The organism is Spiribacter vilamensis (assembly GCF_004217415.1).
In the GTDB taxonomy this organism is placed as follows: domain Bacteria; phylum Pseudomonadota; class Gammaproteobacteria; order Nitrococcales; family Nitrococcaceae; genus Spiribacter; species Spiribacter vilamensis.
This window is the reverse complement of the sequence record NZ_SHLI01000001.1, coordinates 737485-761741: the sequence shown is the minus strand read 5'-3', so window position 1 is coordinate 761741 and position 24257 is coordinate 737485. Positions and strand designations below refer to the sequence as shown.

The window sequence follows — 24257 nt, the reverse complement described above, 5'->3', positions numbered from 1 at the left end:
ACGCGGCTCAGACGATCCGCAGCAATCCGTCGGCGAGATTCATCCGCCGGTCCATCCGGGCCGCGACATCAAGGTCATGGGTCACCAGCACAACGCTGGTCTCGTTGGCCCGGTTGAGCGACTGGAAAAGCGCCAGCACCGACTCGGCGGTCTGATCATCGAGATTGCCGGTGGGCTCGTCGGCGAGCAGGCAGGCCGGACGGGTGACGAGCGCTCGCGCGATCGCGACCCGCTGACGCTCGCCGCCGGAGAGCTCACCGGGTTTGTGGTCCAGACGATGATCGAGCCCCACCGACTCCAGCATTGCCGCGGCGGCGGCGCGGGCGTCGCGGATCGCCTCGCCCCGGATCAGCAGTGGCATGGCGACGTTCTCGATGGCGGTGAATTCACCCAGCAGATGGTGGAACTGGTAGACGAATCCCAGTGCGCGGTTTCGTAGCCGACCGCGTGCCGCCGCGCCCAGCCGGCTCACCGGCTGATCGGCGATCCGCACCTCGCCGCTGTCCGGATCCTCGAGCCCGCCGAGCAGTTGCAACAGCGTGCTCTTGCCGGACCCGGAGCGTCCGAGGATCGCGATCTGCTCGCCGGGTGCCACCTGGAAGTCGAGCCCGCGCAGCACGTCGACGTCGAGTCCGCCTTCGTGGAATCCCTTGCCGACGCCGCGGCATTCGAGCACCGGTGCCCGCTCATTCATGGCGCAGGGCCTCCGCCGGTGCCGTTCGCGCGGCCCGCCAGGCGGGATAGAGCGTCGCCAGCAGGCTCAGGCCCACCGCCGAGAGGCTGATCCGCCAGACATCCGCAGCGCGCAGGTCCGAGGGCAGCTCGCTGATCAGGTAGATATCACCCGAGAGGAACTGGGTGTTGAAGAGCTGCTCGATGGCCGGGACGATGGTTTCGACGTTGAGGGCCAGGGCGACACCGGCCCCCGTGCCGATCAGCGTCCCGACAATCCCCAGCAGACTCCCCTGGATAATGAAAATCGCCATGACCGTTGCCGGTCGGGCACCGAGCGTGCGCAGGATGGCGATATCGGAGCGCTTGTCCTGCACCGCCATGACGAGCGTCGAGACGATGTTGAACGCCGCCACGCCGACGATGAGCATCAGGATGATGAACATGACCGTTTTCTCCATCGCGACCGCACGAAAGAAGTTGCGATGCTGCATGGTCCAGTCGCTGACGCGATAGCGACCGGGGAGTTCGCTGGCGATGGTGCGGACGCGCTCCGGCGCCGCCATCAAATCGGTGAACTCGAGCCGTATGCCGGTCACCGCATCCCCCATACGCTGGAGGCGCTGTGCATCGGCGAGATGGATCAGGGCCAGCGAACCGTCGTACTGGGCCATGTCCACCTCGAACACCCCGGCAACTTCGAAACGGCGCAGGCGTGGCAGGATACCGGCGGCCGATGCGCGTACCTCGGGCGTAATCAGACTGATCGCATCACCGCGTCCCACGCCCAGTTCCGCGGCCAGGCGCTTGCCGAGGATAATGCGCCAGGCGCCATCCTCCAGATCGTCGAGGCGACCGGAGACCAGGTTATTGGCGATCCGTGACACCGAGCCCTCGCGGGCCGGATCGATCCCGCGGACCAGCGCCCCGGTGACCGCCGAGCCCCGAGTGAGCATGACCTCGCCGTTGACGAACGGGGCGGCGCCGATCACCGACGCGCGCTCGCTGAGCTCCGGCAGGAGCGACTGCCAGTCCTCGAGCCCGCCGTTGCCGCCCTGAACCGTTGCATGGGAAACCATCCCGAGGATGCGCTCGCGCAGCTCCTTTTCGAAGCCGTTCATCACCGAGAGGACGGTGATAAGGGCCATCACCCCCACGGCAATACCCAGCATCGAGCTCGCGGAAATGAACGAGACGAAGCCGTTGCGGCGCCGGGCACGCGTATAGCGCAGGCCGATAAAAAGCGGAAGCGGTCGGATCATGTGATCACCGGGATTCGGCGATCCACGCGAATACCCTCGCCAACGGGCGTCGCCCCGACGCCGATCACGGCCACCCCGGCGGCGCGCGCGGCACGGAGCGCGACACCATAGGCGGGATCGATCCGGTCGGCCGGACGGATCTCGTCGACATCGGGGCGCTGGGCGCAGAAGATAAGCATCGCGCCCTGCCCTCGCTCAGCGAGGCGCTGCAGGACTTCGAGATGGCGCACGCCGCGGCTGCTCGGGGCATCGGGGAAGACCGCCACACCGGTATCCACGGCAGCGGTGACGTTCTTGACCTCGATGAAGCGGCCATCGCCCTCGAGCCGGAAATCGGCGCGCATCGGCTCATCGGGGACGTTGACCTCGGCGCGCGGCCTGCCGGCGCCCACCACCTCGGGGATGAGCGCGGGATCGCCGAGGGCCTCGGCAACAAGGCGATTGGTCCGGCCGGTATGGATGCCCACCCGGATCCCGCCCTCGACCTCGACCTGCTCCCAGGTATGGGCATACTTGCGACCGGGGCGGTCGCTGTGCGACAGCCAGACCCGCATTCCCGGCTCGGCGCAGCCGAGCATCGAGCCGGTGTTGGGGCAATGGGCGGTCACCGCCTCGCCGCTGTCGAGCGTCACGTCGGCCAGGAATCGCTTGTAGCGACGATGCAGGATTCCGGTGGTGAGCGGCGCGTCGTATTCCATCAGCGCAGTCTAACCGCTGCGGCAAAGGCGTTCATCCCGTTTCCCGTGCTCGCTGCATTGGGTAGACTCCGATTCTCGACCTATTTTGATTGCCGGGTTCATGCCGAATACTACCCCCCTGCTCGTCCACCATGATCTGCCCACCCGCGCCGGGACCCGCCAGGACTGGTTCGGTCTGCCCGGCGATGCCGGCGCGCTGGCGATCGCCGAGACGGCCGCCCGTCACGACGGACCACTGCTGGTGATCACCACCGGTACCGCCGAGGCCGAGGAGCTGCGCCGCGGGCTGCGCTTTTTCGGTGTCGGGGACATCGCACTGATGCCCGACTGGGAGGTACTGCCCTACGACGTCTTCTCGCCTCACCAGGACATTACCTCGGAGCGCTTGCGCGCACTCCACCGGTTGCCACGCAAGCGGGACGGTGTCGTGATCGTGCCGGCGGCAACGCTGATGCAGCGCATTGCCCCGCCGTCCTTCCTCGAAGGCACGGTGATCCGGCTCGCCACCGGTCAGCAGCTGGACCTCGAGCCAATGCGCAGCGCGTTGCAGAGCAGCGGTTACCGTTGTGTCTCCGAGGTGCTCGAGCATGGCGAGTTCGCGGTACGCGGCGCGATCCTCGATCTCTACCCGATGGGCGCCGAGGCGCCGTTCCGGATCGATCTGTTCGATAACGAGATCGACACCATCCGCAGCTTCGATCCGGAAACCCAGCGCAGCATCGACCGGCTGGAGTCGGTCGAACTGCTGCCGGCGCACGAATTCCCCACCGACGACGAGGGCATCAAGCGCTTTCGCCGCCAGTACCGGGCGCGCTTCGAGGGCGATCCCACGGCGAGCCCGGTCTATCAGTCGGTCAGTGACGGGCATATCCCCAACGGCATCGAGGCCTATCTGCCGCTTTTCTTCGAATCGACGGCGACACTGTTCGACTACCTGCCGGCCGGCACCCTGGCTGTGCGCATGGGCGCGGTGGATGACCAGCTGGCGAGCGAGTGGTCGCAAATCGGTGAGCGCTACGAGCAACGCCGCCATGACCGCGAGCGACCCCTGCTACCGCCGGATGTCCTCTATCTCGATCCGGATGCCGTACGTCACCACCTCCACGCCGGCGCGCAGATCGATCTGCCGGCGGATACGAGCCGCGAAGCGTCGCGCAATCGCGATCGTGCCCTGCCGGCCGAACCGCTGCCGGATCTGCGCACCGCCCCGGGGGATGACACCGGGGTTGCATCGCTTCACTCGTTTGTCGACGGGTTCGAGGGGCAGGTGCTGCTTACCGCCGAGACGGCCGGGCGCCGGGAGGCCTTCCGCGAACGTCTCCAGGCCGCGGGGATCCGTGTTCGCGACGTCAGTGACTGGGCCTCGTTCGTCGCCGATCGGCCGGCGCTCGGCCTGACGGTTGCTCCGCTGGATGCGGGGTTCCGGCTGCCGGAGACCGGGCTCGCCGTGGTTCCTGAGTCGGCACTGCTCGGCGAGCGCGTGGAACAGCGTCGGCGCCGCAAATCGTCTCCCGACCGTGACCCGGACGCCATCATCCGTGACCTCACCGATCTGTCCATCGGCGCCCCGGTGGTGCACGAGCAGCACGGCATCGGCCGCTACCAGGGACTGCAGACGCTGGCGGTGGATGGCATCGAGACGGAGTTTCTGACCCTCGAGTACGCGGCAGGTGACAAGCTCTACGTCCCGGTCGCATCGCTGCATCTGATCAGCCGCTACACCGGTGCCGATGATGATGGCGCACCGATGCATCGGCTCGGTAGCGGACAGTGGGACAAGGCGCGCAAACGTGCCGCTCAGAAGGCACGCGACGTCGCCGCCGAGCTGCTCGATATCTACGCCCGCCGCGAGGCGCAGCAGGGTGAACCGCACATCGTCCCGGCGGAGGATTATGCCCACTTCGCCGACCAGTTCCCGTTCGAGGAAACCCCTGATCAGCAGACCGCCATCCATGCCGTGCTGCAGGATCTCCAGCAGATCCGGCCGATGGACCGGGTTGTCTGCGGCGACGTCGGCTTCGGCAAGACCGAGGTCGCCATGCGCGCGGCGTTTGCCGGTATCCAGTCGGGGCGACAGGTGGCGGTACTCGTCCCGACGACGCTGCTCTGCCAGCAGCATTTCCAGAACTTCAAGGATCGCTTCGCCGACTGGCCGGTACGGATCGAGCAGCTGTCGCGCTTCCAGTCCGCCAAAGAACAGTCGAAAACGCTCGAGGCGCTCAACGAAGGCAAGGTCGATGTCGTCATCGGCACCCACAAGCTGCTCCAGCAGTCGGTCCGCTTCAAGCGCCTGGGGCTGATGATCATCGACGAGGAGCACCGTTTCGGCGTGCGGCAGAAAGAGGCGCTCAAGCGGCTGCGTGCCAACGTCGATGTGCTCACACTGACCGCCACGCCGATCCCTCGCACGCTGAACATGTCGCTCGCCGGCCTGCGCGATCTATCGATCATCGCCACACCGCCGGCGCGGCGCCTGGCCGTCAAGACGTTTGTCAACGAATGGGATGACACCACCATTCGCGAGGCCTGTCTGCGCGAGCTCCATCGGGGCGGCCAGGTATACTTCCTGCACAACGACGTCGACAGCATCCAGCGGATTACCGAATCGCTCGCGACCCTGCTCCCCGAGGCCCGCGTCGGCACGGCTCACGGTCAGATGCCGGAGCGCGAGCTCGAGCGGGTGATGCTCGATTTCTACCACCAGCGATTCAATATCCTCGTGTGCACCACCATTATCGAGAGCGGCATCGACGTCCCGACGGCGAACACCATCGTCATCAATCGCGCCGACCGGCTCGGGCTTGCCCAGCTCCACCAGCTGCGCGGCCGGGTGGGCCGCTCGCACCATCGTGCGTATGCCTACATGGTTGCGCCGCCGCGGCGCAGCCTGACCGCGGACGCCGTCAAGCGGCTGGACGCGATCTCGTCGCTGGAAGACCTGGGAATCGGCTTCGCGCTGGCGAGCCATGATCTCGAGATCCGCGGTGCCGGTGAGCTCCTCGGCGAGGGACAGAGCGGGCAGATCTACGAGGTGGGATTCAATCTCTACAGCGATCTGCTCGATCGCGCGGTGAAATCGCTAAAAGCCGGCAAAGAGCCGGCGCTTGAGCAGCCGCTTGAGCAAAGCGCCGATGTCGATCTGCATATCCCCGCATTGCTGCCGGAGGACTACCTGCCGGATGTCCACACGAGGCTGGTCATGTACAAGCGCATCGCGAATGCCAACGACGCCGGGGCACTGCGCGAGTTGCAGGTCGAGATGATCGACCGCTTCGGACTCCTGCCCGATCCGGCCCGCAACCTCCTCGAGATCGCCCGGATCCGCCAGCAGGTCCAGGCCATGGGCATCACGCGCTTCGAGGTCGGCCCCGGGGGCGGCGTGGTCCAGTTCGGGGAATCACCGCAGGTGGACGCGAGCGCGCTGGTGCGGCTCGTCCAGGAGCAGCCGGCCGTCTATCGGCTGGAAGGCCAGGAGCGCCTGCGCATCAGGCGCGAGACCGAAACCGCGCAGGCCCGCATCGAGCTGGTCGACCGGCTGCTCGAGTGGATGGCCCTGCGGGAGGCGGCATGATCGGGCCCGCACGCGCCGCGGCGTTGGCCCTGGCGCTGGTGGTCATTGCCGGGCCGGCGTCGGGCCAGGCGCAGGACGACTCCGCTGCGCCGCCGCGCTATCAGGTCGAAGTGATCGTGTTTACCCAGCCGCCCATCGGCGAGAGCGTCGAGGAGGCACCGGGCACTGAGCCCATCCCCCTGCCCGACCGCCTCGCCTGGCCCCTGGGTGGATCAGACGACGGTCTACTCGGCTATGACCGCCTCCCGGTATCGAGCTACCAGTTGACGGACACTGCTCGCCGCATCGATGCGCGGCCGGGATTCGACGTCCACTGGCATGCGGCGTGGAATCAGCCGGGGGTAAGCCGCAGTACGGCGCAGCCGTTGGCATTGCCCGCCATTGAGTCGATCCCGGCGCTGGACGGCACGATCCAGATCTCGCGCGAGCGCTTTCGTCATGCGCGGGTGGAACTGCGTCTCGCCGAGTCGGCGGACACCCACTGGACGCTTAGCGCGAGTCGCCGGCTACGCGGCGAGCAGCCCCACTATTTCGATCATCCGGTGCTCGGTGTCGTGATTCGGGTCGATCCGCTGGGCGAGGATTAATCCTCGTCGGCCGGGTCGGCGGCGTAGATCGCGTCGACATTACGTAGATAACCCTTGTAGTCCATCCCCGCGCCGAACACGTACCGCTCCGGCACCGTGAGGCCGACGAAATCCGCGGCGAGACCCGGTACCCGTCCGGCGTTGGGCTTGTCCGCGAGAACGGCGGTATGCACGGAAGCTGCCCCGTGCTCCAGGCATTCGTCGATCAGACCACGGAACGTATGACCCTCATCGAGGATGTCATCGACGATCAGGACATGGCGATCGCGCAGCGGTGTCTGCGGCCGCGCCAGCCACACCAGTTCTCGCCCGGTGGTGGTTTTGTGATAGCGAGTGGCGTGGATGTAGTCGATTTCCAGCGGGAAATCCAGCCGATTGAGCAGTCGCCCCATCGGCACGATCGCCCCGGTCATCACCCCCAGGACCAGTGGCCGGGTGTCCGCCATCACCGCGGTGATCTGCTCGCCCAGCCGATTTAGAGCCGCCTCGATGGCATCGGCATCATGCAGGCACTCCGCGCGCTCGAGAACACCCGCAAGTTGTTCGGCGGTCAGTTCTACGCCCTGGGTCATGATCATCGCTCCATTGTCGAAAGCCGCGCAGTATAGCGGTCGCCTTACAAGGCATCCAGTAACGCTCGGGCCTGGCGGTAGTCATTACTGGCATGGAGGGTGTCGAGCCCGGAGCCGCCGCGACCATGCAGGCGGGCCAGACGCAACGCCGTCAGCGGATCGGGTGTCACCCACCGGTCGAGAAACGGGTCGATGCGGCGGCCGGCGTTGCCGTACAGCACCATGTCACAGCCCGCTGCCAGCGCCCTGTCGGCACGCTGTGCCAGATCGCCCTCGGTCGCGGCCGCGGCCATCTCCAGGTCATCGCTGAAAATCGCGCCCTGGAAACCCAGCGACCGGCGCAGATATCCGGTCCAGGCGGACGCGAATCCCGCCGGACGAGGGTCCACCGCCGGAAAGCTCACATGCGCCATCATCACGCCGGCGAGGCCGTTATCGATCAGCCGTCGGAACGGCAGCAGATCCTGGTGGACGAGGTCCGCCAGGGCGCGCTTGTCCACTACCCGCTGCTGGTGGGAATCGGGCGCGGTCCCGCCGTGGCCGGGGAAATGCTTGCCGATACAGATCGAGCCGGCCGCACGTACCCCGCGCTGCCAGGCGAGGCCCAGTGCGGCGACTGTTGCCGGATCGCTGCCGAAGGCGCGATCGCCGATGACTCGACTGACGCCGCGATCGAGGTCAAGCACCGGAGCAAAGCTGAAATCGACGCCCAGCGCGCGGAGCTCTGCCGCCATGACCCAGCCGGCCGCCCGGGCGGTATTCCGCGCCAGTGCCGGAGCCGCTGCGGCCGCGCGACCGATCACGCCCGTCGCCGGCAGGACCGTAAGCCCGCTCCGAAAGCGCTGAACGCGACCGCCCTCCTGGTCCACGGCGATCAGCAACGGGGGCTGGCGCAGCGCCTTGATGGAGCGGGTCAGCGCGAGCAACTGGGCGGGGGTCTCGAAGTTGCGGGCGAACAGCAACACCCCGCCCACCGCCGGGTGTTGCAGTCGCCGGCGCTCCTCACCGAGCAGCTCCAGTCCCTCGATACCGATCATGAGTGGGCCGAGCATCAGTCGCTGGCTCCGATCCAGACCGGCATGCCCGGTCGGCAGGCATTGAACAGCGCGATGATCTCGGCGCTGTGCAGACGGATGCAGCCGTGGGAGCGGGGTATACCCATGGGCTCGGTCTCCGGGGTGCCGTGGAGGTAGATAAAGCGTCGCTGGCTGTCGACCGCCCCGCCGCGGTTGAACCCGGGCTCGCTGCCGCAGAGCCAGAGGATTCGGGTGAGGATCCAGTCGCGTTGCGGGTAGGCGGCGGCCAGCGCCGGGGAGTAGACCTCACCGGTCGGGCGCCGCGCCACGAAGACGCTGCCGGCGGGCGCCGATGCGCCGATCATCGCCCGAATCCGGTGCCAGCCCCGCGGCGTGGCACCGCTGCCGTTGAGCTCGCCGGCGCCCGCCGCCGCCGTCGACACCGGCCAGCTCTGTACCACCCGCTCTCCCGCGCGGATGTCGAGTCGCTGTCGGGGCAGAGAGATCGCGATCCAGTCGTCCATCCGCTGTCTCTGGTGGCTCATGGGGCGAATGCTATCCTAGTCGTCTAATCAAAAACCACGAAGGGGGACTCGCCCATGAAACGACTGATCCTGCTGCGCCACGGGCAGAGCGTCTGGAATCTCGAGAACCGGTTCACCGGCTGGCATGATGTGGATCTGAGCGACAAGGGCCGCGACGAGGCGATTGCCGCCGGCGAACTGATGCACGCCGCCGGCATTGCCCCCGATGCGCTCTACACCTCGGTGCTCACCCGCGCCATCCGTACCGGATTCATGGGACTCGATGTCCTCGATCGGCTGTGGGTGCCGATGATCAAGGACTGGCGGCTCAATGAGCGCCACTACGGCGCACTGACCGGCCTCGACAAGGCCGAGACCGCGGCCCAGTACGGCGACGAGCAGGTTCATATCTGGCGCCGCAGTTTCGCCACGCCACCGCCGGCCCTGGACAGCGATGACGCCCGTCACCCGCGCCACGACCCACGCTATGCCGATCTCGATCCCGCGCGGCTGCCGGCCACCGAATCGCTCAAGGATACCCTCGCAAGGGTACTGCCCTACTGGGAGAGCGACCTGGTGCCGGCGCTCGAGCGCTATCCAACGCTGCTGATCGCCGCCCACGGCAACAGCCTTCGTGCGCTGGTCAAACACCTCGAGGGGATTTCGGACGAGGATATTACCGGCGTGGAAATCGCTACCGGCGACCCCCTGGTCTACGAGCTCGGTGATGACTTCGGCGTCGAGCGCAAATACTCCCTGAGGGAAAACACTTGAGCGAGCTGCCGCATCTCAATGCCTCGGGTGAGGCGCACATGGTGGATATCGGCGCGAAGCCCGACAGCGAGCGCGTTGCGGTGGCCGAGGGGTGGATCGTCATGGCGCCGGACGCCCTGGGGAGCCTGGAGCGCGGTGAGCTGAAAAAAGGCGACGCCCTCGGCACCGCCCGTATCGCCGGCATCATGGGCGCGAAGCGCACCGCGGATCTAATACCGCTGTGTCACCCATTGTCGCTCTCGAGGGTGGAAGTGACGCTCACCGTGGATGTCGACAGCTCGGCGGTCCGCTGCGAGGCATCAACAGCAACCCGCGGCGCCACCGGTGTCGAAATGGAAGCACTGACGGCGGTGCAGGTAGCCCTGCTCGCCGTCTACGATATGTGTAAGGCCCTCGATCGTGGCATGACCATCGAGGGCGTCCGGCTCATCCACAAGCGTGGCGGCCGTTCCGGCGAGTGGTGGCGCTAGCCGTCCACCGCCTGGTTGACCTTGGCGGCATAGATGAAGTCGTTTTCGTGCAGCCCACCGATCGCGTGGGTATGGATCTCGACCTCGCACCAGCCGTAGCCGAAGCGGATATCCGAGTGATGATCCTCCTGCTCGGCGACGTCACCTGCCTTGTTCGCGACCGCCTGGGCCTTCGCGAAGTCGCCCGTTTTGAACAGCCGGCTAATCCGCGTCGCATCGTCGTTGAGCGTCCAGCCCGGGATGTCCGCGAGATAACGCTCTGCCTCTTCGCGGGTCAGCGGATCGATACCCCCCTGGCAGGGGGTGCACTTCTTTTCGGTCAGACTCATGAGAGCTCCTTTTCTGCGCCCGGCGATTCGGCCGGGGTCGATGTGGTTCACCAATTACTAGCAAACCATTGATCCGGTTCGGTATTCAAGTGGGGTCAATGCCCTGGTCGCGCGCCTTGGCCTGCTGATAGGCGGCCTCGAGCCGGTCGAATCCTACCGATTCGAGATCTTGACCCGTATTGGCAATAATCGCCTCCAGGCCCCTGAAACGGCGCTCGAATTTGGCATTGCCATCGCGCAGCGCCTGCTCGGGATCGACACCGATCTGGCGCGAGAGATTGACACAGGCGAGTAGTAGATCCCCCATCTCTTCGTGGACATGCGCAGGGTCTCGCGGTGAATCGCCCAGCGCCTCTTCGAGCTCACCGAGTTCCTCGCGCAGCTTGTCGATGACCTGACCCGGTTCCGGCCAGTCGAATCCAACCCGTGCCGCCCGCGACTGGAGCTTGCGGCTGCGGGTCAGTGCCGGCAGCGCCAGCGGGACATCATCGAGCGCGCTCGGAGCGGCATCGCCGGAGGCACGCTCGGCACGTTCTTCCGCCTTGATGGCCTCCCAGGTCGCCCGCTGTGACCCGGCGGTGGTCTCCTCGCGATCGCCAAAGACATGCGGGTGGCGGCGGATCAGCTTGTCCGTCACCGCCCGGGCAATCGCCTCGAAATCGAAGCTGCCCGCCTCGCGGCCGATCTGGGCATAGAAGACCACCTGGAAGAGCAGATCACCGAGCTCGTCGCGCATGGCGGGGTGATCGTCACGCTCGATGGCATCCGCCACTTCGTAGGCCTCTTCGAGCGTATGCGGGACGATGCTGCGGAAATCCTGGGCACGATCCCACGGACAGCCCCGCTCGGGATCGCGCAGTCGCGCCATGACCGCGAGCAGTTCCTCCACAGCAGTCATCGGCGCTGATACTGACTGCTGCCGAACAGCTGCTCCTTGGCGGCATCGTCCAGCGCCGGCGCGCGGGCGTCGGCGAGCACCTGAAGACCGCGCTGCACGGCCGGCCGCTCACTGATTGCCTCGTACCAGCGCTTGAGGTTCGGATAGTCGTCGAGCGACTGACCCTGGTCGTCATGCGGACGAATCCACGGATAACTCGCGATATCGGCGAGGGTATAGGTATCGGCCGCAAGCCATTCGTGATCGGCAAGCCGACGATCCATGACCGCGTAGAGGCGGCTTGCTTCATTGGTATAGCGGTTGAAGGCATAGTCGATATGCTCGGGCGCGTACTGGCGGAAGTGGTGCGCCTGGCCCAGCATCGGACCCAGTCCACCCATCTGGAACATCAACCATTCCAGTGTGTTATAGCGTTGTCTTGCATCGTCCGGAACGAGTTGGCCGGTCTTTTCAGCCAGGTACAGGAGGATTGCCCCCGACTCGAAGATCGAGATCGGCTCACCGCCCGGTCCGTCCGTATCAACGATCGCCGGGATCTTGTTGTTGGGACTGATGCGCAGGAACGCCTCGCCGAACTGGTCGCCCTGGCCGATATTGATGCCGTGGACCTGGTAGTCGAGTCCGAGTTCTTCGAGGGCGATGTGGACTTTATGACCATTCGGTGTTGGCCAGGTGTAAACGTCGATCATGCGGATTCCATCCTTTATAATAGAACTATGAACGAAATGTCCGGTTTTCAGAGACGTCCCAGTGTGCCGGTGAAGGTGGGCCACGTCACGGTGGGCGGCGATGCCCCCGTGGTCGTGCAGTCCATGACCAATACCGACACAGTGGACGAGGTACGCACCGCGATTCAGGTTGCCGACCTGGCGCGCGCCGGATCCGAGCTGGTCCGCATCACCGTCAACAACGAAGAAGCGGCACGCGCGGTTCCGAGGATCCGTCAGCGGCTCGATGACATGGGTGTGGATGTGCCGCTGGTCGGCGATTTCCACTTCAACGGTCATCGCCTGCTGAGGGCCGTGCCCGAGTGCGGCGAGGCGCTGGGCAAGTGGCGAATCAATCCCGGTAACGTGGGGAAAGGCAGCCGCCGCGACCCGCAGTTCACCGAGATCATCGAACTCGCCCGCGACATGAACCGCCCGGTGCGCATCGGCGTGAACTGGGGCAGCCTGGATCAGGATCTGCTCTCGCGCCTGATGGACGAGAACGCCGCACGTGCCGAACCGAAGCCGCCGGAGGCGGTTATGCGCGAGGCGGTGGTCGTCTCCTCGCTCGAGAGCGCCGAGCGCGCAGAGTCGATCGGTCTGCCCCATGACGCGATCATCATCTCCTGCAAGATGAGCCGCGTGCAGGATCTGATCAACGTCTACCAGGATCTCGGCGCACGCTGTGACTTCCCGCTGCATCTCGGCCTCACCGAGGCGGGGATGGGATCGAAGGGCATCGTCGCCTCTACCGCGGCGTTGTCCGTGCTGCTCCAGCAGGGAATCGGCGACACCATCCGGATCTCGCTGACGCCGGAGCCGGGTGGCGACCGCACCCAAGAGGTCATCGTCGCCCAGGAGATCCTCCAGACGATGGGGCTTCGCAGCTTCACGCCCCTGGTGGCGGCCTGCCCCGGCTGCGGGCGCACCACCAGTACCTACTTCCAGGAGCTCGCCGACGAGATCCAGACCCATGTCCGCGATCGCATGCCGGAATGGCGCGAGCACTATCCCGGCGTCGAGTCGATGAGCCTCGCGGTGATGGGCTGCGTGGTCAACGGTCCCGGCGAGAGCCGCCAGGCCGATATCGGCATCAGTCTGCCGGGCACCGGCGAGAAGCCGGTCGCGCCCGTGTACGTCGATGGTGAGAAGACCGTGACGCTCAAGGGCGATAATATCGCCGGCGAATTCAAGGCACTCGTCGAGGATTATGTGGAGCGCCGTTACGGGATGGCCAGCGCCGACCGCTGACGGATCACCACCTCACTCGATGATCTGATCGCGCTTGTCGGTAACCGATTCCCAGCCCTCCGCATCGGCGGGGGGATCCTCGCGGCGGCTGAGCACGGGCCACTGCTGCGCCAGACGCGCGTTGAGGGCGATAAAGTCCTGCTGATCGGCGGGCACTTCATCATCCGGATAGATCGCATCCACCGGGCACTCCGCCACGCAGACCGCGCAGTCGATGCACTCCTCCGGGTCGATTACCAGCATGGTCGGACCACCATGGAAGCAGTCTACCGGACAGACCTCCACGCAGTCCGTGTACCGGCAACGAACGCAGGATTCGGTGACGACGTAGGTCATGCGCCCGACGCCCCGGTCGAGGGCTGCTGCCGCGTCGACAGGGCACCACAGATATCGCAGCGCCAGCCACCACCATTGTACTGGTCGACCAGCGCGTCACGGATCTCCGGTCGCGCCGCGAAATCCGCCAGCGTAATCCCGTTCAGGAACGCCTCGATCCGATCGGCAAGCCCCGCCCATAATTGCGCGTCGAGGGCGGAGGTCGCGCGCCGCGGCCCGCCCTGCCCGTCCATGAGCGTAATCACCTCGCCCATGGAAATGGCCTCGGGGTCACGCCCGAGTCGATACCCGCCACCGGGACCGGGCGTGCCACGAACGAGCCCCGCGCGTCGCAGCTTCCAGAAGATCTGGTCGATGTAGGACATCGAGATCCCCTGGCAAACGGAAATCTCCGCCAGGGGAACCGCACCCGCCTGATTGTGGACCGCCAGGTGCAGCAGGGCGCTGACGGCATAACGGCTCTTCGCCGACAGTCTGATCATTGCGTTGTCACGTCTGCTCGTTATCGCTGCCCCTCAATCCATAAGGGGCCACGGTATGCGAATGGTTGACCGGCCCGTGCCCGTGACCGAGTGGTGATGCGCTCGCCAGGGCATCGTGCAGATAATCCCTGCCTCGGTGGACGGCCGCATCGAGCGGGAGTTCCCGGCCCAGCCCCTCGGCGATTGCCGAGGCCAGTGTGCAGCCCGTGCCATGGTCACTGGTGGTCGCGATACGGGGATGCTCGAAGCGCTGGCTACCCTCCCCGGTGGCGAGGACATCGATCAGCGTCTCGCCATCGAGATGCCCGCCCTTGAGCAGGACGGCCTCGCAGCCGAGTGCGAGCAGCGCCCGGGCCGCGTCATCCATGGCGGCGGCTGACTCGATCGGCCGGCCGAGCAGTGCCTGCGCCTCCGGGATGTTCGGCGTAATCAGCCGGGCGTGGGGAATCAGTCGGTCGCGGAGATAGGCCATACCATCATCCGCTACCAGCCGGTCGCCGCTCTGCGCGACCATCACCGGATCAATCACCCAGGGGACATGGCCGGCGCAGCGCTGGAGTTCATCGGCAACGGCATCAATCACGGCCCGGTCGTGGAGCATCCCGGTCTTCACGCAATCGACGCCCAGATCATCCACCACCGAGCGGATCTGCTCGCGGATGAAGGCCGGCTCGACGCCGACAACGCCCTGTACACCCCGCGTGTTCTGTGCCGTCAGCGCGGTGATGGCGGTCATCGCGTAGCCACCGAGTGCGGTGACCGTTTTGATATCGGCCTGTATGCCGGCACCCCCGCCGGAGTCGGAGCCGGCAATGATCAGAATGCGTGCGGGGCTCATGACGATCCTCCGTGATAAGTCTGCTCGTAGAGACGACGAGCCTCTCGCCGGTCGGGCTTGCCGGCACCGGTGAGCGGCAGGCTGTCGACCACCTCGATCACCGCCGGATGCTTGAAACGCGCAAGGCGCCCCTCGAGCCAGGCAGACAGCGCCGCCGACGCATCATGCGCGGGGCCGGTCAGCCAGGCAACCGGCCTCGCCCCCCAGTGCGCATCGGTGATGCCGAATACCAGGGCGCCGGTGACATCGGGGTGGCCGCGAAGGACGGTCTCGACCTCCTCGGCGGCGATGTTCTCGCCACCGCTGACAATGACATTGTCGAGCCGGCCGACGATAAAGACCCGTCCGGTATCATCTTCCCGGGCGATATCCCCGCTGCGGATCCAGCCATCCTCGCTCCAGCGCTCCGCCGTGCGGGCCGGATCATCCAGGTAACCGTCAAAATCGTGGGGACTGCGCATCTGCAGCTCACCGGGTTCATCGACCGCTACGGGCCGAAGAGACGCCGGCTCGACGATGCGGTAGTCGGTGTGGAAAAAACTGGTGCCAACGCTCGCCCGGTCGACGGCCGCCTCGTCGGCCTCTCCCGGTTGAGCGGCATTGATGAAGTTCGACGGCCCGGCCTCGGTCAGTCCGTAGGACTGCCGCACGCTGATGCCACGCGCCAGGAACGGCGCCATGCTCGCCTCGGCGCAGGGCGCGCCGGCGGTGGTAATGGCCTCGAGCGATTGCAGCGAATGCGTGGCGAACGCGGGACGCGCGGCAAGCGCCTGCAGCATCGCCTCCACCGCCCCCAGGTGGTTAATGCCGTAGGCATCGATCGCGCTCAGGACGGCGTCCGGATCGAATGCCGGCGGAACGACCGCGCACCCCCCTGCATAGAGGATAGGAATGAGCGTGTTCCAGCCACCGATGTGGAAGAGCGGGAACAGCACGAGCTCGCGGCGCTTCGCCAGTGCACCGTCAGCGGCGAGCAGGAGCTCGATCGCATTCCAGAGCATCTGGCGGTGGCTGATACGGCAGATCTTGGGCAGACCGGTACTACCGCCGGTATGCACCAGCAGACAAGGGTCTGCCAGGGCGAGCGCGCGGTTGATCGGCGCCGTTGTCTGGCGCGCGAGCGCCTGCTCGGCCGGACTCCCGGGCGCACCGAAGCGCAGTCGTGCCAGAGCGGCGTCATCGACCCCGAGCGCATCGACGAAATCATCCAGCGCGTCGTCGAATACCAGCCATGCCGGCGCGAGCCGCTGGATAAGCTCACCCGCCTCGCTGGATGTCAGCCGATGGCTGACCGGTGCGATCACTACCCCGGTCTTCCCCGCCGCGAGGAAGAGCTCGATCGCCTCCAGCCGATTGCGGGTAATGAGCGCGACGACCTGCCCCGGGGTCAGCCCGGCTTCATCGACCATCCAGTGCGCCCAGCGTCGCGCACGGTCATCCAGCTCACGGTAGGTCAGCCGCTGGTCCGTCGCCGGATCGACCAGCGCCGTTCGCGTCGGCGTGAGGGTCCGTCGGCGACCGCTCCAGTCACCGACCCAGTTCATCGGGCGCTGATCCCCGGTTGAATCCATGTTCATCATCCCTCGGAATTCCAGCAGAATATTCGCATGCAGTACAACGACCTCATCGATATCGGCGTCAACCTCACCCATGCGCGCTTCAATGCCGATCGCGATGCGGTGATCGAGCGGGCAACGGCCGCCGGTGTCACCGGCATGATCCTCACCGGCGTCAACCTCGCGGAGTCGGAATCCGCCGTGACGCTCGCAGAGACGCGGCCGGCCCTCATGCACGCCACGGCCGGCGTTCACCCGCATCACGCCGATCAGTGGTCGAGCCCCGCGGCCCGATCACTACAGGCATTGATCGAGCGGCCTTCCGTGGTGGCCGTTGGTGAGACGGGGCTCGATTACAACCGCGACTTCTCACCGCGTTCGGACCAGCGGGCAGCCTTTGCCGCCCAGCTCGAGATTGCCGCCGCCAGCCAGTTGCCGGTCTTCCTGCATCAGCGCGATGCCGAGGCCGACTTCCTTGCCATTCTGCGCGAGCATCGCGCGGCCCTGCCCGCCGTGGTCCTGCACTGCTTCACTGGGGACCGGACACTCCTCGAGGCGTGTCTCGCACTCGATGTCCACATCGGCATTACCGGCTGGGTAGCGGATGACCGGCGCGGCGCCGAGCTGCGGCGCTGTGTGCCCGACATCCCGCTCGACCGGCTGATGATCGAGACCGACGCCCCGTTCCTGTTGCCTCGCAACCTGCCGGAACCGCCGGCAAAACGGCGTAACGAGCCGGGTTTCCTGCCCCATGTCCTCGAGGCCGTTGCTGCGCTTCGCGACGAATCGGCCAGCCACCTGGTCGCATCCACCGCGGCAACAAGCCGCCGCTTTTTCCGGCTGCCCGGGTAAGGCAGCGCCCTCGCTATGCGGTGGAGGGCGTGGCTGGCGTTTCCAGCGCTGCCTGGCGGGCCTCGAGCGCCTGATCAATCACCTCGGGGCCGGCGCCGCGAACCGCGCCCTGCTCGCTCAGCGCCCGACGCCAGATGCGGGCCCCGGGCAGGCCCTGGAAGAGCCCCGAGAGATGCCGCGTAAACCGCGTGATCGGCATGCTCGGCTGCCAGTGCTCGGCCACGTAATCGCGGTAGGCCCGAACAACGTCGTCCCGGGCAGGCGCCGCGCACGAGAGATCGCCGAAAATACGGCGATCGGCCTCGGCCAGTAGCCACGGGTTGTGGTAGGCCTCGCGTCCGATCATGACGCCGTCGAGCGTATCGAGCCAGGCCAGCGCGGTATCGAGATCGCGGATTCCGCCGTTCAGCATGATCGGCAAAGCGGGAAAGTCGCCCTTGAGGGCTGCCACGCGATCGTAGCGCAGCGGTGGCACATCGCGGTTCTGTTTCGGTGAGAGCCCCTGCAACCAGGCCTTGCGGGCATGCACGATCAGCGCATCGGCACCGCCATCGATGACGGCCTGCGTGAATAAGCACAGTGCGTCGTAGGAATCGTAATCGTCGACGCCGATACGCGATTTAACCGTGACCGGCAGCCGCGTTGCCGATCGCATCGCCGCGACGAGCTCGCCGACAAGCGCCGGCTCGCGCATCAGGCAGGCGCCGAATCGCCCCGACTGGACGCGATCACTGGGACAGCCGACATTGAGATTGATCTCATCATAGCCCCAGGCCTCGGCCAGCTCCGCGCCACGGGCGAGCTGTAGCGGATCGCTGCCACCGAGCTGCACCGTCACGGGCGTCTCGGCGGGATGCCCTTTGAGGAAGCGTTCGGGGTGACCGTGCCACAGGGCCTGCGCCGGGACCATTTCCGTATAGAGCTGCGTGTGGCGGCTGATCAGGCGTAGCAGGTACCGGCACGCAGGATCAGTCCAGTCCATCATCGGGGCGACGCTCAGACGGCGGTGTTGCGCCATACTCATGCGGGTCGCAATCGCGCTATCCTCTGCGCGAGGTTCATTCAATCGGGTATCTGATGTCATTGGTGCGATTTTACACCACTTCCGGCTGTCGTCTCTGTGATGAGGCGTATGCCCTGCTCGTACCGGTTGCCCGCCGGCGCGGAGTCGATATCGAATGCGTCGATATCATGGACGATCCGCAGGCAGAGGCGACCTACGCCGAATCGATCCCGGTCATCGACTGCGACGCCCGCGCCGATGTCCTGCGCTGGCCATTCGATACCGCGTCGCTCTACCGGTATCTGCCGTGACGCGTGCGCGCCCAGGTATCCGCCTTTTCTGCGTTGTCATCGCGGTGCTCTGCGTGGCAGCCATGACAATGGCACCGGCCGCATCGGCACCGCGCGGCGATATCTGGGTCCGGGTGGACACCGAAACCGCGGTGACGGAAGTCTGGCGGGGCAATGAGCGATTGCTGGAGCTCGACGACATCGCATTCGGGCGCGGCGGCATCTCGGATCTGCACCTCAGGGGCGACCAGACCACGCCACGCGGTGAGTACCGGATTACCCACTTCAACCCGCAGAGCCGCTTTCATCGATTCATCGGCATCAACTATCCCACCCTCGATCATCTCGATCGGGCGCGACGACGGGGTGACCTGTCGGACCGCCGATACCGTATGACACTGGAGAAGGGACTGCGAGACGGCCGCTTCCCCCAGGACGGAGTCCTCGGTGGGCACATCGGGTTCCATGGCATCGGTGACGGTGATCCCGATATCCACCAGGCATTCCACTGGACCAAGGGCTGTATCGCGATGACCAATGAGCAGATCGAAACGCTGCAATCCCTGGTCGATGTGGGTACACCCGTGGTGATTGAATAGCGGGCGGGGGTTGAACTACGGCGGGTAGCGCGTAATCATGCGATGGACATTCATGGCGTTTAACCGCTGATAATGTCATGTCAGGAATAGACGTCATACAAGAATCAAGGAGATTTACTATGAGCCAGACACTTAAAACCATGCTCAAACTCAGTGCCGCAGCCGCCTCCGTCGGCCTGCTGGTTGGTTGCGCCTCGCAGACCTCGATGCAGGACCTGCAGGCCGAGATCGACGATGTCCGTGGGCTTGCCGATTCCGCGATGGATGAGGCGAGCACCGCCATGATGACCGCCGAGGGAGCGGAGACCTCCGCTGCCAACGCCAACCGCAAGGCTGACGAGAACAGCGAGAAGATTGATCGCATGTTCGAAGAGTCGATGTACAAGTAAGACCTTGTCAAAAAGTCTGACCCAAACCCCGCATTAGCGGGGTTTTTTATGTCTGGACGGCTACCGCTCCCGGGCGATGGAGCTCACCTCGTTACGCCGCGATATCGCGGCGGGCATCCCGCTTGCGGCGTCCATGACGCGCACCAGCCGCTGATGATCCACCCGAGCCGCACCGCGATCGATCACCGCGGAGATCGCCTCGACGGCATTGCGCATCGGTGGGGATTTCATCGGGTCGTAGGCGTTTTCGGCTTCGGGGGGCAAAACCGGATGTGCCTCGATCAGCAGCTCGCCGATCGCCCATCCCGCTTTCACGGGCTGATTGACAATACGCACGCTGGCTCCCGAGGACACCCGGTTGAAAAGCGATTCGACGTCCTCCGGAAACATGCGGATACAGCCATGAGTGACGCGCATGCCGATGCCCCGTGGCTCGTTGGTGCCGTGAATGAGATAGGCGCCTCCGGGAATGTCCAGACGCATCTTGTGCCGGCCGAGGGGGTTTTCCGGCCCGGGCGGGACTGCATCCGGGAGCGGCCGCCCCTGTTCGGCGCGCTCGGTCAGGATCGACTCGGGCGGAAACCAGTAAGGGTCCTCGGTCTTCTCGGTGATACGTGACTGGCCGAGCGGGGTATTCCAGTCCATCCGGCCGACGCTGATCGGATAGGTCTCCACCTGCGGCGTATCGCCGTCTTCGGTTTCGGGATAATAATACAGCCGCATCTCCGCGATATTGACCACGATTCCCTCGCGCGGGGCATCGGGGAGGACGTAGCGGCTCGGTATCACGATTTCGGTGCCTGCACCCGGCAGCCAGACATCGACTGACGGATTGGCGCGGCGCATCTCTTCGTAGCCGATTCCGTATCTGCGTCCGAGCCCGAGCAGCGTATCGTCACGATCGGCTTTCACCTGCTTTATCTCGCCGACCACATCCACGCCTGCCGGCGGAAGCGGAAAACTCAATGCGGCGACGGCGGGCGAGAGCAATAGCCACCCGATGAGCCAACCGATTCTGATGATTGAGCACCCTCTTCCCGCAACCATTCCTGCAACCCTGCTATTGGCGATTAATCGACTCGTCCCGAAATGTCGGTGATGAGAGTCTACCGCAGGTTTTTTGGTCACGGGGCTTCGCTTTCCAGTGGGTTTGCGGAATAATGAACCTATGAAGGGTAAAGGCATGACAAGGCAGTTATTACTGATATCGGCAGCAACGATTGCGATGTCGGCGAGCGTCCATGCCCAGCCAGTCGATTGGCAGTCGAATGGCGCACTGGAGCCCGAGCTTACCGCCCGTCTCAACGATCGTCTGGATATCCGCTTCGGTGTCTCGGATCGCCCGGTTCGGCGAAATGATCTGTCGCACTCGGCCTTCGATCTCATGGGCGACGAGCTTGCATTCTCCGCCCTCATCGACTGGTCATTCAGTGACAACGGGTTGCGGATGCGCGGTGGCGCACGCTACGGCGATATACCGGAAAACGCCGAGTCGTGGAGCCCCTCCGCGATCAAACGCGACAATATCCAGACTTACGTAGGCGTGGGATGGGACAACAACATCAGCCGCGACGGCCGACTGGGGCTGTCGCTGGATATGGGGCTCTCGTTCGAGAGTATCCCTGATGCGGACGGGGCCGAGACCGGATCCGGTGCCGCGTTAACCGATGACTCGGGTCTAGGAAGCACGTTCGAGAGCTTCAGGTATAAACCGAGCGTCTCGGCAGGGCTCGAATACCGGTTCTAGGTTGCCGCTGGATCTGGAGCGGGCCGTTCAGCCCCTGAACTCCGGTTAATTGAACCGAGGCAGACTGCTGTTGCCTTTTCCTCACCGCTTGCACACGCCCTATACACACTCCTCGATGTGTATAAGGCATGTGCAAAGGGTCGGGAAGAACCAACAACGGAAGAGCCGGGAAGAATTGATTCGGCCTTCGGCCTCACCCTCACCCTGCGGCCTCACCCTTCGGGCGCATCGCTGCGCGACGCGTCCCAATCGCTCGCGCGATTGGTCGAACCCCGTTTATCTGCTCCGGGGGTTCGAACCCCGCGCTGCATCAGACATAAAAAAGGGGCCTGCGGCCCCTGTTTTATGTCTGGCGGAGAGGGAGGGATTCGAACCCCCGGAGCCCTTTCGGACTCAGCGGATTTCAAGTCCGCCGCAATCGACCACTCTGCCACCTCTCCGGTGACGGGGATTGTCCATTCGGTTAACGGTCAGAGCAAGCCTTATCGTCAATCGCACTGATCGCGGATGGATCGGGCGGCATGGCGGACGAGCGCGGGGCCTTCGTAGATCAGCCCCGTGTAGATCTGCACAAGGTCAGCACCCGCCTGGATCTTCTCCACGGCATCATCGCCACTCATGATGCCGCCCGCCGCAATGATTGGCAGATCGCGCCCCGCCTGTTCCCTCACCCGGGCAACGACATCCGTGGCCCGGTCGCGAAGCGGACGACCGCTGAGGCCGCCGGCCTCATCGGCATGACGCGCACCCTCGACGGCGCTGTGATCGATCGTGGTATTGGTCGCGGTGATGCCGTCGATTCCGGCCTCCTGCAGGGCATCGACCAACCAGCGGAGGGCATCGTCGTCGAGATCCGGGGCAATCTTGACTACCAGCGGCACGCTACGACCGGTTTCGGCCTGCAGCTGGTCAGAGCGCTCGCGCAGGCTGCCGACCAGATCCGTCAGTTCTCTCCCCGCCTGAAGCGAGCGCAGCCCGGGCGTGTTGGGCGAGGACAGATTGACAACGACATAGTCGGCAACGCCGTGAACCGCCTCGAGGCAGGCCCGATAGTCGTCGGCCGCTCGTTCAAGCGGCGTATCGCGATTCTTGCCGATGTTCACGCCGATAGGGATATCAACGCGCGGTGCCGCCCGCTGCACGGCGTTGCAAAGGTGACCCACCCCCTCGTTGTTGAAGCCGAGCCGGTTGATCAGGGCCTGATGCGCCGGCAATCGGAACAGGCGCGGCGCCGGGTTACCCGGCTGGCCAACCGGTGTGACGGTTCCCAGTTCGAGAAACCCGAACCCGAGGGCTGCGAGGCTGCGGATATGATCGCCGTTCTTGTCGAGACCGGCCGACAACCCCACGGCGTTGGGAAAGCGAAGCCCCAGCACGTCGCGCGGCGCCTCGACACGTCGGGGCAATAACCGCCCGCCGCCGGCACTGACCAGCCAGTCGAGTGAACCGAACGTGACATCATGCGCCCGCTCGGGCGGCAGCATGAAAAGCAGGCGCCTGGCGGCACTGAACATAGGAACCCTCGACCCGGATGGTGGACATGCCTAGACTGATATCAATGCACGAATTATAGCAGGAGATCGCGTGTGCTTCGGGTCATCTTCAACCAGAAAGGCGGTGTCGGGAAATCGACAATCACCTGCAACCTGGCCGCCGTCGCGGCCCGGCGCGGACTCCGAACCCTGGTTATCGATCTGGACACCCAGGCGAATGCCACCCAGTACCTGCTCGGCGAGCAGCCTCGCGAGGCGGCGGATACCATCGCCGGCTACTTTGAAGATACACTGAGCTTTCGCATCTATCCCCGTGATATTCATGCTATTGCACGACCAACCGGCTACGACAACCTGGCCGTTGTTGCCGCCCATCCGGCACTGGAAACGCTGCAGGGACGGCTCGAATCGCGCTACAAGATCTACAAGCTTCGTGAGTCACTGAATGCACTTGAGGGCTACGACCGGATCTATATCGACACGCCCCCTGCACTCAACTTCTACACCCGCTCGGCGCTGATCGCCGCCAACCGCTGCCTGGTACCTTTCGACTGCGACGCCTTCGCGCAACAGGCGCTCGACGAGCTGATCGCCGCGGTGGATGAACTGAAGATCGACCACAACCCCGAGCTCGTGATCGAGGCGATCATCATCAATCAGTTCCAGTCTCGGGCGCGGCTCCCCGGCGAGCTCGTTGACAGGTTACGGGAGCAGGGACGGCCGGTCGCCGAGCCGTACCTGCCGTCGTCGGTCAAGGTGCGCGAGTCCCACCAGGTGGCGCGCCCGTTAATCGATCTGGCACCCCGTCACAAGCTCACGGCGGCCTTCATCGAGCTCCATGACTATCTGGAGGCGAAATGAGCGACGATACCGTGAGCACCCTCGAGCGACTCGGCGAGGCCGTGGCGGCGGCGCGGGACAACGGCGTACTCGTCATTACCGACGACACGGCGCTTGCCGATACTCTGTCGGCGCACAATCCGACCATTGTCGACGCCCCTGATGCGCAGGCGCGCCTGGATGCGCTGCCGAGCGTCGAGCTGGCCGTGGTGGATGCCGCGGCGGGCTTTGCCGATGAGGCCGCGGCGGTTCAGCTCGTCAGCCGACTGCGTGATGTCTGTGCGAGCCGGGTCCTGGTTATCGGCGCGCCACGGTCCGGTGCCGTGCTCGGACGTCAGCAGTTGGTCGGGCTGGGATTCCGCCGCTGGGACACCACCGGCGAAGGCGACAGCCGCCGGCGCTGGTACGAATTCAGTCTGGCCGATTACAAGGTCACGCCGGATTGGCTCAATGCCCGTCACTGGGCCAACCCGGCGCTTTGGGACCGATACCGCTGGTAGG

General features: G+C 65.3%; 28 protein-coding genes and 1 tRNA gene. 12 read left to right on the top strand and 17 right to left on the bottom strand.

Translation table 11 applies throughout. The annotated features are described in order from the left end of the window. Positions 1–7: 7 nt before the first annotated feature. From EV698_RS03795 to sfsA, 3 genes are read right to left on the bottom strand one after another with little or no spacing between them, the layout of a single operon-like run. On the bottom strand, positions 8–694 hold the full coding sequence (locus EV698_RS03795) for an ABC transporter ATP-binding protein (protein ID WP_130502813.1): 687 nt from the start codon (positions 692–694) through the stop codon (positions 8–10). Continuing rightward, positions 687–1934, bottom strand: coding sequence for a lipoprotein-releasing ABC transporter permease subunit (locus EV698_RS03790; protein WP_130502812.1), 1248 nt, complete (start codon positions 1932–1934; stop codon positions 687–689). The genes EV698_RS03795 and EV698_RS03790 overlap by 8 nt, the downstream gene beginning before the upstream one ends. Next, positions 1931–2632 (bottom strand): DNA/RNA nuclease SfsA, encoded by a 702-nt coding sequence (gene sfsA, locus EV698_RS03785; RefSeq protein ID WP_130502811.1) that lies wholly within the window; start codon positions 2630–2632, stop codon positions 1931–1933. The genes EV698_RS03790 and sfsA overlap by 4 nt, the downstream gene beginning before the upstream one ends. Before the next feature lie 100 nt (positions 2633–2732). Here sfsA and mfd point away from each other — a divergent pair, with 100 nt between their 5' ends. Then, the gene (mfd, locus tag EV698_RS03780; RefSeq protein WP_130502810.1) at positions 2733–6203 is read left to right on the top strand and encodes a transcription-repair coupling factor; all 3471 of its coding nucleotides are present in this window, start codon (positions 2733–2735) and stop codon (positions 6201–6203) included. Beyond that, entirely contained in the window at positions 6200–6790 is a 591-nt protein-coding gene (locus EV698_RS03775) for a CsiV family protein (protein WP_130502809.1), read from the top strand. The genes mfd and EV698_RS03775 overlap by 4 nt, the downstream gene beginning before the upstream one ends. On the opposite strand, the gene EV698_RS03770 is transcribed toward EV698_RS03775, so the two are convergent. The 3 genes from EV698_RS03770 to EV698_RS03760 are packed head-to-tail and all read right to left on the bottom strand — an operon-like array spanning position 6787 to position 8923. After that, positions 6787–7362, bottom strand: coding sequence for a hypoxanthine-guanine phosphoribosyltransferase (locus EV698_RS03770; protein WP_130502808.1), 576 nt, complete (start codon positions 7360–7362; stop codon positions 6787–6789). The two genes, EV698_RS03775 and EV698_RS03770, sit on opposite strands and share 4 nt — an antisense overlap. A 44-nt stretch (positions 7363–7406) precedes the next feature. Next, positions 7407–8417 (bottom strand): beta-N-acetylhexosaminidase, encoded by a 1011-nt coding sequence (gene nagZ / locus EV698_RS03765; protein WP_130502807.1) that lies wholly within the window; start codon positions 8415–8417, stop codon positions 7407–7409. After that, the gene (locus EV698_RS03760) at positions 8414–8923 is read right to left on the bottom strand and encodes a L,D-transpeptidase (protein ID WP_239016202.1); all 510 of its coding nucleotides are present in this window, start codon (positions 8921–8923) and stop codon (positions 8414–8416) included. The genes nagZ and EV698_RS03760 overlap by 4 nt, the downstream gene beginning before the upstream one ends. A 63-nt stretch (positions 8924–8986) precedes the next feature. Here EV698_RS03760 and gpmA point away from each other — a divergent pair, with 63 nt between their 5' ends. Continuing rightward, complete coding sequence (gene gpmA / locus EV698_RS03755; protein ID WP_476749582.1) at positions 8987–9676, top strand: 2,3-diphosphoglycerate-dependent phosphoglycerate mutase; 690 nt, start codon at positions 8987–8989, stop codon at positions 9674–9676. Next, the gene (moaC, locus tag EV698_RS03750) at positions 9673–10146 is read left to right on the top strand and encodes a cyclic pyranopterin monophosphate synthase MoaC (protein ID WP_130502805.1); all 474 of its coding nucleotides are present in this window, start codon (positions 9673–9675) and stop codon (positions 10144–10146) included. The genes gpmA and moaC overlap by 4 nt, the downstream gene beginning before the upstream one ends. On the opposite strand, the gene EV698_RS03745 is transcribed toward moaC, so the two are convergent. The 3 genes from EV698_RS03745 to EV698_RS03735 all read right to left on the bottom strand — a co-directional run bounded on the left by EV698_RS03745 (position 10143) and on the right by EV698_RS03735 (position 12062). Continuing rightward, positions 10143–10475, bottom strand: coding sequence for a 4a-hydroxytetrahydrobiopterin dehydratase (locus EV698_RS03745; protein ID WP_130502804.1), 333 nt, complete (start codon positions 10473–10475; stop codon positions 10143–10145). The two genes, moaC and EV698_RS03745, sit on opposite strands and share 4 nt — an antisense overlap. Before the next feature lie 85 nt (positions 10476–10560). Then, positions 10561–11373 (bottom strand): nucleoside triphosphate pyrophosphohydrolase, encoded by an 813-nt coding sequence (mazG, locus tag EV698_RS03740; protein WP_207220492.1) that lies wholly within the window; start codon positions 11371–11373, stop codon positions 10561–10563. Then, the gene (locus tag EV698_RS03735) at positions 11370–12062 is read right to left on the bottom strand and encodes a glutathione binding-like protein (protein WP_130502803.1); all 693 of its coding nucleotides are present in this window, start codon (positions 12060–12062) and stop codon (positions 11370–11372) included. Before EV698_RS03735 ends, mazG begins: the two co-directional genes overlap by 4 nt. 27 nt (positions 12063–12089) lie before the next feature. Between EV698_RS03735 and ispG the strand changes: the two genes are divergently transcribed. Beyond that, positions 12090–13331 (top strand): flavodoxin-dependent (E)-4-hydroxy-3-methylbut-2-enyl-diphosphate synthase, encoded by a 1242-nt coding sequence (gene ispG, locus EV698_RS03730; protein ID WP_207220491.1) that lies wholly within the window; start codon positions 12090–12092, stop codon positions 13329–13331. A gap of 12 nt (positions 13332–13343) precedes the next feature. On the opposite strand, the gene fdxA is transcribed toward ispG, so the two are convergent. Genes fdxA through EV698_RS03710 form a run of 4 tightly spaced genes read right to left on the bottom strand, consistent with a single transcriptional unit; the run spans position 13344 to position 16639 of the window. After that, positions 13344–13667, bottom strand: a complete 324-nt coding sequence (gene fdxA, locus EV698_RS03725; protein ID WP_130502802.1) for a ferredoxin FdxA — start codon at positions 13665–13667, stop codon at positions 13344–13346. Beyond that, complete coding sequence (locus EV698_RS03720; protein ID WP_130502801.1) at positions 13664–14149, bottom strand: Rrf2 family transcriptional regulator; 486 nt, start codon at positions 14147–14149, stop codon at positions 13664–13666. Before EV698_RS03720 ends, fdxA begins: the two co-directional genes overlap by 4 nt. A gap of 7 nt (positions 14150–14156) precedes the next feature. Further along, on the bottom strand, positions 14157–14987 hold the full coding sequence (gene thiD, locus EV698_RS03715; RefSeq protein WP_130502800.1) for a bifunctional hydroxymethylpyrimidine kinase/phosphomethylpyrimidine kinase: 831 nt from the start codon (positions 14985–14987) through the stop codon (positions 14157–14159). After that, on the bottom strand, positions 14984–16639 hold the full coding sequence (locus EV698_RS03710; protein ID WP_239016201.1) for a class I adenylate-forming enzyme family protein: 1656 nt from the start codon (positions 16637–16639) through the stop codon (positions 14984–14986). Before EV698_RS03710 ends, thiD begins: the two co-directional genes overlap by 4 nt. On the opposite strand from EV698_RS03710, the gene EV698_RS03705 reads away from it, so the two are divergent. Next, positions 16595–17395 (top strand): TatD family hydrolase, encoded by an 801-nt coding sequence (locus tag EV698_RS03705; RefSeq protein ID WP_130502799.1) that lies wholly within the window; start codon positions 16595–16597, stop codon positions 17393–17395. The two genes, EV698_RS03710 and EV698_RS03705, sit on opposite strands and share 45 nt — an antisense overlap. A gap of 13 nt (positions 17396–17408) precedes the next feature. Here the strand turns inward: EV698_RS03705 and dusA are convergent, their stop codons facing one another. Further along, positions 17409–18419: a tRNA dihydrouridine(20/20a) synthase DusA gene (gene dusA, locus EV698_RS03700; protein ID WP_239016200.1), complete on the bottom strand. Its 1011-nt coding sequence runs from the start codon at positions 18417–18419 to the stop codon at positions 17409–17411. 53 nt (positions 18420–18472) lie between these two features. On the opposite strand from dusA, the gene EV698_RS03695 reads away from it, so the two are divergent. The 3 genes from EV698_RS03695 (at position 18473) to EV698_RS03685 (ending at position 19676) form a co-directional block, all read left to right on the top strand. Then, positions 18473–18709, top strand: coding sequence for a glutaredoxin family protein (locus EV698_RS03695; RefSeq protein WP_130502797.1), 237 nt, complete (start codon positions 18473–18475; stop codon positions 18707–18709). Continuing rightward, a complete protein-coding gene (locus tag EV698_RS03690; RefSeq protein WP_239016199.1) occupies positions 18706–19287 on the top strand; it encodes a L,D-transpeptidase family protein in 582 nt (193 codons plus the stop codon). Before EV698_RS03695 ends, EV698_RS03690 begins: the two co-directional genes overlap by 4 nt. 119 nt (positions 19288–19406) lie before the next feature. Continuing rightward, positions 19407–19676 carry an Lpp/OprI family alanine-zipper lipoprotein gene (locus tag EV698_RS03685; protein ID WP_165385712.1) on the top strand — a complete coding sequence of 90 codons (270 nt, stop codon included), beginning with the start codon at positions 19407–19409 and terminating at the stop codon, positions 19674–19676. Positions 19677–19736: 60 nt separating this feature from the next. Here EV698_RS03685 and EV698_RS03680 read toward each other — a convergent pair whose 3' ends face one another. Further along, entirely contained in the window at positions 19737–20588 is an 852-nt protein-coding gene (locus EV698_RS03680) for a L,D-transpeptidase family protein (protein WP_239016198.1), read from the bottom strand. 271 nt (positions 20589–20859) lie between these two features. Here EV698_RS03680 and EV698_RS03675 point away from each other — a divergent pair, with 271 nt between their 5' ends. Beyond that, the gene (locus tag EV698_RS03675; protein WP_130502794.1) at positions 20860–21423 is read left to right on the top strand and encodes a hypothetical protein; all 564 of its coding nucleotides are present in this window, start codon (positions 20860–20862) and stop codon (positions 21421–21423) included. Positions 21424–21773: 350 nt separating this feature from the next. On the opposite strand, the gene EV698_RS03670 is transcribed toward EV698_RS03675, so the two are convergent. Together EV698_RS03670 and EV698_RS03665 are read right to left on the bottom strand one after the other, a co-directional pair. After that, positions 21774–21863, bottom strand: a tRNA-Ser gene (locus EV698_RS03670). Between the two features lie 48 nt (positions 21864–21911). Next, positions 21912–22937, bottom strand: a complete 1026-nt coding sequence (locus EV698_RS03665) for a quinone-dependent dihydroorotate dehydrogenase (RefSeq protein ID WP_130502793.1) — start codon at positions 22935–22937, stop codon at positions 21912–21914. A 72-nt stretch (positions 22938–23009) separates the two neighbouring features. Between EV698_RS03665 and EV698_RS03660 the strand changes: the two genes are divergently transcribed. Together EV698_RS03660 and EV698_RS03655 are read left to right on the top strand one after the other, a co-directional pair. Beyond that, positions 23010–23777: a ParA family protein gene (locus tag EV698_RS03660; RefSeq protein ID WP_130502792.1), complete on the top strand. Its 768-nt coding sequence runs from the start codon at positions 23010–23012 to the stop codon at positions 23775–23777. Next, positions 23774–24256 carry a DUF6231 family protein gene (locus EV698_RS03655; RefSeq protein WP_130502791.1) on the top strand — a complete coding sequence of 161 codons (483 nt, stop codon included), beginning with the start codon at positions 23774–23776 and terminating at the stop codon, positions 24254–24256. Before EV698_RS03660 ends, EV698_RS03655 begins: the two co-directional genes overlap by 4 nt. The last annotated feature ends 1 nt before the right edge of the window (position 24257 follow it).